The organism is Klebsiella sp. S69 (assembly GCF_016516145.1).
Lineage (GTDB): Bacteria > Pseudomonadota > Gammaproteobacteria > Enterobacterales > Enterobacteriaceae > Klebsiella > Klebsiella oxytoca.
On the sequence record NZ_JACVUU010000043.1, the window covers coordinates 1 to 11,843 of the forward strand.

At 41.6% G+C, this 11,843-nt stretch carries 7 protein-coding genes, 7 pseudogenes and 1 other annotated feature; of the genes and pseudogenes, 10 read left to right on the forward strand and 4 right to left on the reverse strand.

What is annotated here, in order from left to right:
* Positions 1–500: 500 nt before the first annotated feature.
* From IAE27_RS28520 to IAE27_RS28545, 6 genes are all read left to right on the forward strand, one after another.
* The gene (locus IAE27_RS28520; RefSeq protein WP_200093293.1) at positions 501–1,103 is read left to right on the forward strand and encodes a helix-turn-helix transcriptional regulator; all 603 of its coding nucleotides are present in this window, start codon (positions 501–503) and stop codon (positions 1,101–1,103) included.
* Positions 1,104–1,167: 64 nt separating this feature from the next.
* Positions 1,168–1,743 carry a common pilus major fimbrillin subunit EcpA gene (ecpA, locus tag IAE27_RS28525; RefSeq protein WP_200093294.1) on the forward strand — a complete coding sequence of 192 codons (576 nt, stop codon included), beginning with the start codon at positions 1,168–1,170 and terminating at the stop codon, positions 1,741–1,743.
* A gap of 154 nt (positions 1,744–1,897) precedes the next feature.
* Positions 1,898–2,575: a hypothetical protein gene (locus IAE27_RS28530; RefSeq protein WP_200093295.1), complete on the forward strand. Its 678-nt coding sequence runs from the start codon at positions 1,898–1,900 to the stop codon at positions 2,573–2,575.
* A gap of 9 nt (positions 2,576–2,584) precedes the next feature.
* Entirely contained in the window at positions 2,585–5,116 is a 2,532-nt protein-coding gene (locus tag IAE27_RS28535; protein ID WP_200093296.1) for a TcfC E-set like domain-containing protein, read from the forward strand.
* Complete coding sequence (locus IAE27_RS28540) at positions 5,106–6,728, forward strand: fimbrial protein (RefSeq protein ID WP_200093297.1); 1,623 nt, start codon at positions 5,106–5,108, stop codon at positions 6,726–6,728. The genes IAE27_RS28535 and IAE27_RS28540 overlap by 11 nt, the downstream gene beginning before the upstream one ends.
* A gap of 48 nt (positions 6,729–6,776) precedes the next feature.
* A complete protein-coding gene (locus IAE27_RS28545) occupies positions 6,777–7,451 on the forward strand; it encodes a molecular chaperone (RefSeq protein WP_227685330.1) in 675 nt (224 codons plus the stop codon).
* A gap of 57 nt (positions 7,452–7,508) precedes the next feature.
* Here the strand turns inward: IAE27_RS28545 and IAE27_RS28550 are convergent.
* A pseudogene (locus IAE27_RS28550) lies at positions 7,509–7,595 on the reverse strand (IS1 family transposase); the annotation flags it as partial.
* Positions 7,596–7,656: 61 nt separating this feature from the next.
* Positions 7,657–8,067: pseudogene (locus tag IAE27_RS28555) on the reverse strand (IS6 family transposase); the annotation flags it as partial.
* A 50-nt stretch (positions 8,068–8,117) separates the two neighbouring features.
* Between IAE27_RS28555 and IAE27_RS28560 the strand changes: the two are divergent.
* The 4 genes and pseudogenes from IAE27_RS28560 (at position 8,118) to eutR (ending at position 11,407) form a co-directional block, all read left to right on the forward strand.
* A pseudogene (locus tag IAE27_RS28560) lies at positions 8,118–9,275 on the forward strand (IS3 family transposase).
* Positions 8,396–8,512: a sequence feature (AL1L pseudoknot), on the forward strand. (Overlaps the previous pseudogene by 117 nt.)
* 43 nt (positions 9,276–9,318) lie before the next feature.
* Positions 9,319–9,900 (forward strand): annotated as a pseudogene (locus IAE27_RS28565) (IS630 family transposase); the annotation flags it as partial.
* A 23-nt stretch (positions 9,901–9,923) separates the two neighbouring features.
* Positions 9,924–10,109 (forward strand): annotated as a pseudogene (locus IAE27_RS28570) (DDE-type integrase/transposase/recombinase); the annotation flags it as partial.
* A gap of 254 nt (positions 10,110–10,363) precedes the next feature.
* Positions 10,364–11,407 (forward strand): HTH-type transcriptional regulator EutR, encoded by a 1,044-nt coding sequence (eutR, locus tag IAE27_RS28575; protein WP_200093298.1) that lies wholly within the window; start codon positions 10,364–10,366, stop codon positions 11,405–11,407.
* Between the two features lie 75 nt (positions 11,408–11,482).
* Here eutR and IAE27_RS28580 read toward each other — a convergent pair.
* Together IAE27_RS28580 and IAE27_RS28585 are read right to left on the reverse strand one after the other, a co-directional pair.
* Positions 11,483–11,694 (reverse strand): annotated as a pseudogene (locus IAE27_RS28580) (IS1 family transposase); the annotation flags it as partial.
* Positions 11,695–11,756: 62 nt separating this feature from the next.
* Positions 11,757–11,843: pseudogene (locus IAE27_RS28585) on the reverse strand (IS6 family transposase); the annotation flags it as partial.

Genomic DNA, 11,843 nt, shown 5'->3' on the forward strand with positions numbered 1-11,843 from the left:
AAATCAGCAGCACACATTTTGCTGACATGCATACGCTAATGCGACAGAGCCCACAAAACTCCTAGAAACAAACCCATGATATTTGTTACTAACAGATTCAAAAGCGGTGTTGGTTTTTTGTTATAAAATGAGTTTATGTTTAATCTTTGTTGCATAATCTAATGGTTTTGATGGCTTTCAACCAATGCTTTTGTAAAGGTTTGTATGCGTTTTTATGGCTCATTTTTGTTAGTGAAAAAAAAAATGAAGCATTATGAGGAAAAAATCTTATTACTATAAAGGTTAATCCTAAGGTGCATGTTTAATAATAAGCGGGAAATTTGTTTGTAGGGAACTGAAATACATCCATATTTTGTCAAATGAGGTGGGGTAAAGTGTTTTTTTGTATGATTAATAAATGGAATGGGCTCTCGTATTAGCGAGAAAATCAAAGTTGTCAAATCCTAAATTCTAATATAAAACTAATTAGCAGGGATGGTTAGAGATTACTGGAGGGCTAATTGACAATGCAGAATAAAGGACATGCTTATTCTAAAAGTGAACGATGCGAGGAGAATTCGTCTTGCACAGTAAACTCTAAGCGTTTCTTGAAGGAAAACTTAGTTTGGCCTGATAGTAACTATTTTTTCAAACAAGGAATTCTCTCCTTAGTTGAAGATGAGCAGCATAATGCACTGTCAAATGGATTTATATTTGTCGATTTTTCCAGCTACAATCTAAAGCTTCTCTCTAAGAATGATTGGATATGTAGTATAGCTACTAAAGATTGTCAAGTTATACTGATAGCAGATAAAAGGATGGAGGCATTAGCTAGTTATTGGAATGACATGCTTTCAAACATAAAAGGTGTTATTTATTCCGATGACTCACATATTGTTATCTTCAAAAAAATTAGATATGCATTCCATGGTAGAAGATATATAGAGAAAAAAAGGAAAGCGCTGAGTCTTCTAGAGTTAAAAGTTTTAAATTTAATCGTTTCGGGTTTTTCGGTAAAAAGCATTGCTTTAAAATTAGATATGAAAGAAAAAAGAGTATATGCAATTAAATCTATATTGAGGGCTAAAATGGGAGGGCGAATAAATTATTTAATAGCAGGCTAGAACAAATGGAAATGGTAGGCATTATTTCATTGAAATCGAATTAACTCAATCAAGGAAATTTAAGATGAAAAAGATTGCTTTAGCTAGCTGTGTTGCTGCGGCGTTTATCTGTGCTAATGTGGCAGCAGAAACTGTGACGGCATCAGCGACTGCTACTTGGGATGCTTCGGCTACTAAGGATACAAAAAGTGCATTAGTTGTTACGCCACTGAAGTCGTTAAGCTTTAAGTATGCTGAAGGCATTAAAGCTTTCAACAGCCAAAGTGGAGCCTTTGATATAACAATTGAAGGTCAAGCTGGTGCAACTGATTTCACATTAACCTCACAGGTCGTCACTAACACGTTATCTCGTACTACAGATGACTCTACACTAAGTGTCGGTGTTGATTGGAATGGTAAAAAATTAAACACTACCAACCCTATAACTTTGGTCGATGTTGGTGAAAATGTTTCGGCGGGCTTGGATGCACTAGCAGTGGCATCAGCTTACGGTGAATCAGGTCGTACTTCTACTCAAGGAAATTTTACCTTTACCATCGATTCAGCTAAAGATGGAGACGATGTAGAGTTTTCAGAACTCGCAGATGGTTATTGGAGCGGCGATGTAAAAGTGCAGTTTAATGCCGTTTGGACCATCTAATCAGAATATTTCTTATGTGACCAACAAAGGAGGGATAACCTCCTTTGTTGAAGATAAAGAAGTTTCTTTTAAGCTTAATCAGAATTAAATCAAAAATACGCTGGCTAGATCATTCTTAATAGATTTTACGGTTTACTCTCACAAGAGGATATATATGAAGAAGAAATATTTATTATTGTTTTTTTTGCAAACAACATTCTCTTTTTCTGTAAGTGCTATAAATGTAGGAGAGGTAACATCAATGATGCCGCCGAATAAACATAGCATTTCTAAAGAAATAATAAACAACACTGATACAGCAAGATATATTAGTGTTAATATAGAGAGAATTTCTTCTCCTATGGCCGAAGGTGTTACAATTCCTATGGAGAGTAAATCAGAGTTACTTTCCACTCCTGCTAGTTTAATTTTGCCGGGAAATAGCAAGGATAACTTTCGCTTTTTTTATAAAGGAACGAAAGATAACATAGAGCGTTACTACCGACTTTCATGGACAGATGAGCCAGTTACAGAATTTGATAAACTGAAGAGTAATAAAGTTGGTCAAGCAACCACTTCGGCCATAATTAGTACAATTCTTGTGGTTGCACCACGTGAAGAGCATTTTGATTTCAAGCGTTATGGCGAGAATATTACAAACACAGGCAATTCAACTTTTCGAGTCGTATCCTATGGCCCTTGCAGGGACAAGACTAAGGATCTAGGGCATGGGTGTCGCGAGCGATATTATGTCAAACCCGGTGTTACTGTAAAAATAAAATATACTGATCTTACAAATTCAAGAACACGCATTGGTATTTGGCATGGTGAACAGTTTATTAATGCTAACTAGAGATATGTTATGGATAAGCCTAATTATATTAAAAATCTTTTCACGATTGGTTTTATTATTGTTTCGCATCAATCCTTTGCCACGAATTCAGCAATACCTGTTCGTGTTAATAATTATGTCATTCCGGCTGTATTCGCAAAAGCATTGCAAGAGGGAATGACTATCCCTGTATTTATTCGTTATGACGGCCAAGTAAATTCTAATAGGAGTAATCAGAAGATTGCTGAAGCAACAATATCAGTTCGTAATGAAAAATTTTTAATAAATAGCATAAGCTTAGATGATCTTCCAGACCGGATAGAACTTACATCAAAAACCAAAAAGCCACTTGAAGATTTACACGATGCTGTGCTCAACGAAAATAATAGACTCTACATAAATAATGATGCATCGATCCGTCTTGAGGTGAACTCTTTGTACTTAGAGTTGGTGGTTAAAAAAAGCGCTATGGAGGCATCTATCCTTCCACGCACCAATATATTAGGTGAGTCGACGGTAGAACATGTATCTAGCATTCTCAACTATAGTATAGGTAGCTACTATAATAAATATAATAACTCAAATAATGGTAGTAGCTACGTAACATTAGACAATACAACCTCAGTACGAGAACATCATTTTAATATAAATGGTACAATATATGGTATTGGTACATCTAACAAAAACAGTGAATTGTATAGAGCAATGTACGAACGTGACTATCAAGGTAATAGATTAGCTCTTGGTATGGTAGATACATGGAATCTACAATCTATCGCTAGTATGAGCGCGCTCAATTCAAGTCGCATCTATGGTGTAAGCTATGGTAACAAAAGCAGTACTTTTATCGAAGATAACACACTGACATTGATACCTATTACCGTTTTTTTACCCGCAGCAGGTCAAGTTCATGTTATTCGTGAAGGACGATTATTGAGTATTCAGGACTTTTCTATGGGTAGCTATGAAATTGATACTTCAAAGTTACCTTTTGGAATCTACAGTGTTGATGTAGATGTTGTCGTAAATGGGAAAGTTGTAAGTTCACGTGTAGCTCAGATCAACAAAACGTTTTCTAGAGACTCTAGTGTAATTGATAACATATCATGGCAATTCTTCTCTGGAGCCTTAGAATATGATAAAATGGACTATAGGCGAAAACGAAATGTAAATAAAGGAACAAAAGATACATGGATCGCTGGTGGGGCTATTGGAACTTCAAAACCATGGTTTTCTGGTGTTAATCTAAAATCAACAGTATATGGCTTTGATAATAATGGAGTGAATGAAAGTGAAGTAAATGTTGTTTTTAACGACAGTGTAAGCTTAAATCAACAGGCTCTATTCGCGAGTGATAGTAGTTGGCAAAGCATAAGCACACTGAATTTCTCTATACCTGGTGGTTATGGAAGTTTTTGGGGGTCACGGCAATTAAGCCATATTGGTAATAATCTTCCACTGAGAAAAGGCGACTATTTATCTATAGGTGCAAATTCGAACCTGAATCGATTTAGTCCTTGGCTTGGAAATATTTCAATCAGTAGGACGGATGATAAATATAATGGTAGTAAGTACACCAATATTGATTATGGTCAGACCCTTTTCTCAGGCCGCTGGGCGACCATTTCTCTGCGCACAGGAATCCAAAGGTATTATTACTCCGAGCGTGATAGTCGTAGAGATAAATATATAAACCTAGATTTTAGTCTTCCATTGTCTGCTTGGTTTAGTACAGGTGTTTCTAGTGAAAATGGGAATGTTTTAGCTAATGCAACCATTCGAAAGAACTTTGATGACAGTTTAATAACGCAAGTGGGAACGTCTATTTCCAAAAAAATTCATAGCGCTAAAGATAATAACGGGTATCAGTCAGAAGATTTCGCCGTAAATAGCTATGCATCATATGATGCTAAATATAACGCAGGAACTGTTTCTGTCACAAGGTCATCTGACCATAACTCTAATATTAGCCTAAACTCTCAGGGAAGTATTGGTCTAACCAAAGAAAGCTTTAACTTGGGTAAAGGTTCTCAATCATCTGGCATAGTGATAAAAACCGATTTTACAGAAAAAGGAAGAATGCTGGCTCAAATAAATGGGGTTAATTATCCCCTCTCAGGAAAAAGTAATTTCATTAGTCTACCTCCTTATGCAGAATACAAGGTTGAATTAATGAATGATAAAACATCTGAAGACAGTGTTGATATTGTTAGTGGACGGCGTAGCAAAGTGGTACTTTACCCAGGAAATATAGGGCTAATTAACCCTGAGGTTAAACAATTAGTGACTGTTTTTGGCAGGATTCTAAACTCTAATGGGCAAATCTATTCAAGTATAGAAATTCATAATCATATTGGTAAAACTCGTACTGATAAGAGAGGTGAATTTGCTATGGATGTTGACAAGCGTTTTCCTGTCATTACTCTTGTTGATGAAAAGGGAAGTGTTTGTGAGGCTGACTTAGATCTTCGTGAAGCTAGAGGTGCTATTTGGTTAGGAGATATTAAGTGTATACCACAAACAAAAATCGCACTTAGAGGAGATAACTACAATGTTTACTAATTTCAAAATGACTTTGCTATTTTCTTTTTTCACTCTACTAAACACACAAAATGTATACGCTGCAACAGTTGAAAATTCCCGTAGCGGTTCAAATTCATACCTATTTATTGAAAATAATATAGATAAAGAATATTTCATTACTCCTGATACTCTTGACCCTCGATTTTCTGGTTCTAATGTTTGGACTAAATATAAGACAAATCAAGAAAGTCTTGGATACATGGGATTTGGGACAACAAGAAGTAACCGATATGTAGATCTGTGGATAACCAACTCTCCTATTAATTCTCCATTTCTCGGCCTTAGATGTCGAAATGATGGTAGCAATTGCCCTTCATCTGGTTATTTAAGTGCATCTGTAGTAGATAAAGAAGGGTTTTATCATGCAAGGAGTGGTGCTTCAATTGCTAATGGTAATCAACCTTATGGATTATTTTCTTCTTCGGCATTTGAATTTTTCCGAACTCAGGGTGTTGGCAGTAGTACAAAATTTGTTATAAATTGGTGTGCTACTAATTCATCATCTTATGATTATGATTTCGCATCAGGAAAACGTTGCAAGGATTTGTCAGACAACGAAGCTTCGTGGGAAACCTATACTTTAACGTCTACTAAGCTTGGACATCTATCTCTCGAAAGTACAGGATCTTTATCCGAGATATGGGTGGCTAGTGATGGTACACCAAGTGTCACTGAAAATACAGCATGGTGTCGTACAGGTATAGTAGGAGGGAGTAATGGAATAATTTGCAAAATGGTTTCATACAAATTAGAGGAAAACAAATCTATCAACTCATTACGTTTTGGCATGGTAATAGATACTGCTCAATTAGGATTCACCCCTAGTTCTACTGATGTAAAATTTAGCGGAGCTAGCAATGTTTGGTTTAACTGGAACACAAACTCAACCAAAGCTCAAGATATTTTTTCTTCAGGAAATAATTTTGTAGAAGTGTTTTTTTCAACCTCTTTCTTTAATAAAGCTTTGCAAACTGGTGCTAATCTAACGGGAAAAGACACATTATTTACTTTTAATTTCAGAAATACAAATACACCTCAATCCGGATATTATCAGTTTACTGCCTCTAACCAAGTTAACATAGTGCCTAAAGAATACGGAATTAGTATAGTTCCAACTAATGGTAACTCGAAGCCTCAGAGTACAGGAACAATAGGTAGTGCTGAGCCTATTGAATTTGAATACCGTGTAACGACATCAGCTTCCCGTCAGGCCGACAGTATAACTGCACAAGTTGTTGGTGAAAGCACTTTAATTAATGGAACGCCTTATTGTTTATTTGTTTCTACTGATGGCTCTCTTAGTGTCCCTATACCAGCTTATCTTTCATGGACTGATAAATCAGGAGCAATAGTAAATCGTAGAAACAGTTGTGTTGAACAACCTATAGACATGACCTCTGCTCTTTGGACTCAAACTCCTTGGAATGCAGCTATTGATAATAGCTTTTATTTTGAAACGCTATTAAAATTGAAATTCCCTATGAATGATTCTCGTTCACAGTTCACAACCTCTGGAAATGATTGGTTAGGTACTGTAAGTGCTAGTGGAGAAATAAAAATGACAGCCACTTGGATAGGAGTTGATAAATAATATATATTCTATTTACTATAATTTTAACAAGTTTAGGTGTGATATGTGATGCTGAAATATATAATTATTGCAATGGTTTGTGTTTTTTTTTCAATCGATTTAGCACATGCGGTTTGGTTTGATTCTTTAATTTATGAGGTCCCACCAGAAAAGGAATATATTTCTTGGCCCGTAACCAATAATTCAATAAAGACTAATTTGTACAGTGTATCAGCATATAAAATAGATAAACCAGGAAAAACTGGAGAGAATCGCATTGATAGTAACTCTCAAGAAATACTTTGGTCGCCGTTAAAATTCACCGCTTCTCCAAATGAAGTGGATTATTTTAAGTTTTACTACAAAGGCCCTACTGATGATAAAGAACGTTACTACAGAGTAGTTTTCAGAGAAGCGCCAGTACAGCTTTTCCCATTATTAGAAACACATCGAAATATTAATCTTACACCAATCACAGCTATTAGCATGCTATTGATTGTACGACCAAGAATATCTCGCATGAGTTTTTCTATAGATGAAAAGAAAGGTTTGATAAAAAATACAGGAAATACATATTTCAGGGTTATAATAAATCAAGGATGTAATGGTGATGATGAAAAGTCTACCCAATTTTATATGTTGCCCGGTGAAGAGTTTCATAATAACAGAGTAAGTGTGCAAAATAAAAAGTTTATTGTCTTTTTGTCTCAATACATTAAGTTGGGGGAAGGTTGTTTTCAATAATTATGTCATTTTAATAATCCTTTACTTTTTAACGGAGGAAATGGATATGACTCCAATTTATTGGTAATTATTTATCGTCATATAGTGTCCGATGACGTTGTCATGCAGTTCCACCGATTTTGTGAACGATAGTGACTTCCCGCCCTGTTGGGTGGCTCTGCCGCATTAGCGTATGCATGACAGCAAAATGTATCCTGCTGATTTTTCAGGCAGCTAACTGATAAAATTGTTCTGCGGGTGACATTCCGTCACCTGCCGGATGCTGATATTGCCCTTTTCTTATCATGTGGAGCACTTCAATGCCGGCCAGTATCGTCTGCGCCCGGCGAAAAGATTTAAAACCTGTCATCAGCTTTATCCGCCGTTTGATATTACGGTGATCCTGCTCAATCAGGTTATTAAGAGACTTGCTTTGCCTGATGGTAATGGCTTCTTCCTCAGGTTTGTTGGCATTGAGCGTGGCCAGAGCCGCAGTACTGGCGCCGCTTTTATCGATGGTGACGACCTCGGGTTCGTCATGCCGGCGAATGGCCTTGCGAAAGAAACGCAGCGCTGCCGCAGTATCCCGTTTAGCCGTCAGCAGGAAATCGATGGTCTGGCCCGCAGTATCGACTGAACCGCCCCGGAAATCCTGGAGACTAAACTGTCAGTCAAAAGGAGATCACAATGTCATCAAATCGTTACTCACCCGAGCTGCGTGAGCGCGCCATCAGAATGGTCCGGGAGTACCGCGGCGAATACAAATCCGAACGGGAGCCCCTTCTCTCCATTGCCCCCAAAATTGGCTGTACCTACGATACCCTGCGGGCTTGGCTGCGCCGGCACGAGCGGGATGCCGGTGCAGGTGATGGCGGTCTGACCACCGCTGAACGCCAGCGCCTGAAAGAGCTGGAGCGGGAGAACCACGAGCTGCGCCGGAGCAACGACATCCTGCGCAAGGCCTCAGCGTATTTTGCGAAGGCGGAGTTCGACCGCCTGTGGAAAAAATAGCACCTCTGGTGGATACACTGCGCGATGAACACGGGGTCGGACCGGAATGCCTCGGACTGGATATCGCCCCGTCGACATATTACCGGCATCAGCAACATCGCACGCATCCGGACAGGCGCAGCCGGCGGGAACAGCGTGTACGGCATTCGCAAGGTCTGGCGCCAGCGGCTCAGGGAAAATATCCGCGTGGCCAGATGTACGGTGGCGCGGCTGATGAAGGCGACGGGCTTTGCCGGGGTGCGCAGGGGCAAAAAGGTCCGGACCACCTTCAGCCGGAAAGACGCCGCCGCAGGTGACCGGGTGAACCGCCAGTTCGTGGCAGAAGTGCCGGACCAGCTGTGGGTGGCAGACTTCACGTACGTGAGCACCTGGCAGGGCTTCGCGTACGTGGCGTTCATCATAGACGTGTTCGCGGGGCGTATCGTGGGCTGGCGGGTGTCGTCATCGATGGAAACCACGTTCGTGCTGGATGCGCTGGAGCAGGCGCTGGGGTCCCGGCGTCCGACGGGCACCGTCCATCATTCAGATAAGGGCTCGCAGTATGTGTCACTGGCGTACACGCAGCGGCTTAAGGACGCAGAGCTGCTGGCATCAACGGGCAGCACGGGTGACTCCTACGACAACGCGATGGCGGAGAGCATCAACGGGCTTTACAAAGCGGAGGTGATACATCGTAAGAGCTGGAAAAACCGTGCTGAAGTGGAGCTTGCCACGCTGACGTGGGTGGACTGGTATAACAATCGCCGTCTGCTGGAAAGGCTGGGTCATATCCCGCCAGCGGAAGCAGAACAGGCATATTACGCTTCCACGGGAAACAAGGTTATGGCAGCCTGAGTTGCCGGACTAAAAACTCTCCCGGAAAACCGGGGCGGTTCAGTTTATCCGTGACCCGCATCGTCAGGAAAAAATGGCAGCGATAAATGCGGCACTGGCACGCAGTTGCGCAGATCATCCGGTCTTTTACGAAGATAAAGTGGATATCCATCTGAACCCCAAAATCGGGGCTGACTGGCAAATGCGTGGTCAACAGAAGCGAGTGATCACACCCGGCCAGAATGAAAAATACTACCTTCCCGGTGCGCTGAACTGCAGCATCGGGCGGGCGAGTTATGTCGGCAGCAGCAGCAAAAGTTCGACATTGTTTATCAGTCTGCTAAAGCACCTGAGGGCGAGCTACCGGCGTGCTAAGACCATCACGCTAATCGTGGATAACTACATCATTCATAAAAGCCATGAAACGCAGCACTGGCTGAAAGCCAACCCGAAGTTCATCGTGATATATCAGCCTGTATATTCGCCGTGGGTAAACCACGTTGAGCGGTTGTGGCTGGCGCTACACGACACGATAACTCGAAGCCATCAGTGCCGCTCGATGTGGCAACTGCTGAAAAAGGTTCATCATTTTATGACAACAGCCAGTCCGTTTCCCGGAGGCAGACATGGTTTGGCAAAAGTGTAGCAGTATTAGGAGCAGCCATTTAGGTTGAGCAGGACCACCGAAATATCAAACGCCGGATAAAGCTGATGCTGGGATTTAAGTCATTTCGCCGGTCGCAGACGATACGGGCCGGTATTGAGTTAATCCACATGATACGCAAAGGGAGGTATCAGCATCCGCAAAGGGATGAGTTGTCATCGGCAGAACAAGTTTATCTGTTGGTTGCCTGAAAAACAGACAGTGCTACTTCTGCCGCCCCTTTGCCATTAATGTGACATAATCCTATTGACGTTTACCTATAAAGAAGGTAAGGGTATTTTATAAAACAGTATGATATATGTCTAATGTGCAAAATACCGCGCCGTGATGATTACTTATGCGACTCATTTCCAGAGCGTTGTGAAAACACAGTAGTCGACATCTATTAAAAGATTAACTTGTCGGAGATGCCGGAAACGAGAAAGAACTACCGGCTTAAAAGATTATGAAAAAGAAAAACCATGCAAACCTGCACCATCTATATCATGAAGTATTACCTGAAAACGTTAAATTGACGCCGATGGTGGAGGTGGACAACGTCCACCATCGTCGTACCACCGATGTTTATGAACATGCACTGAGCATTACCGCGTGGCAGCAGATTTACGATCAGCTTAATCCTGGGAAATTCTACGGTGAATTCACCGAAATACTGCTCGATGATATTCAAGTTTTTCGCGAATATACTGGCCTGGCGCTGCGTCAATCCTGCATGGTGTGGCCTAATTCTTTTTGGTTCGGCATTCCGGCAACTAGTGGCGAAAAGGGGTTTATCGGTTCGCAGGGCATTGGGCGCACGGGAATAGCTACGCGGACCGGAGGCACGGAGTTTGAACTCAGTACACCCGATGATTACACTATTCTTGGTGTGGTTATCTCGGAAGATGTGATTTCCCGCCAGGGCGACTCCCTGCATCATCCGGAAAGAGTGCTGCATATGTTGCGTAACCAGTCGGCACTGGAGGTGAAAGCACAGCACAAAGCGGCGATATGGGGCTTCGTTCAGCATGCGCTGTCGACTTTTAGCGAGAACCCGGAAAACCTCCATCAACCCGCAGTGCGCAAAGTGTTGGGCGATAATTTACTGGTGGCGATTGGGACGATGCTGGAGGATGCGCTGCCGATGGTTACCGCCGATAGCATCAGCTATCAGAGCTATCGGCGACTGCTGTTCAGGGCACGAGAGTATGTGCTTGAGAATATGTCGGAACCTTTAACCATCCTCGACTTATGTAATCAGCTACACGTCAGCCGTCGTACGCTACAAAACGCTTTTCACGCCATTTTAGGGATTGGCCCGAACGCGTGGCTGAAACGTATTCGGCTCAACGCAGTGCGTCGGGAGTTAATTAGCCCGTGGTCGCAGAGCACAACGGTCAAAGATGCCGCCATGCAGTGGGGATTCTGGCATCTGGGGCAGTTTGCCTCCGATTATCAACAACTTTTTTTCGAGAAACCGTCGCTGACGCTATACAACCGGTTGCGGTAGGGGGCTATCGCATTAAGATTTTGTGACACTGTTGCGAAGTTTGATTTTATCTAAAATCACGGAAATGACTCCAATTCATTGGTAATGATTTATCGTCAGACAGTGTCCGATGACTTTGTCATGCAGTTCCACCGATTTTGAGAACTACAGTGAATTCCTGCCCAGTCGGGTCAGATGCTGCCTCAGATTCAGATTATGCCGCTCAATTCTTTGCGTATAACGCTTTGAAGCTTCCCCTTCAGGCGTGATTCATATAGCGGCCAGCCATCCGTCATCCATGCCACCACCGTCATACGTAGGCTCTGTCGCATTAGCGTATCATGTCAGCAAAATGTATCCTGCTGATTTTTCAGGCAGCTAACAGATAAATTTGTTCTGCAGATGACATTCCGTCACCTGCCGGATGCTGATATTGCCCTTTTCTTATCATGTGGAG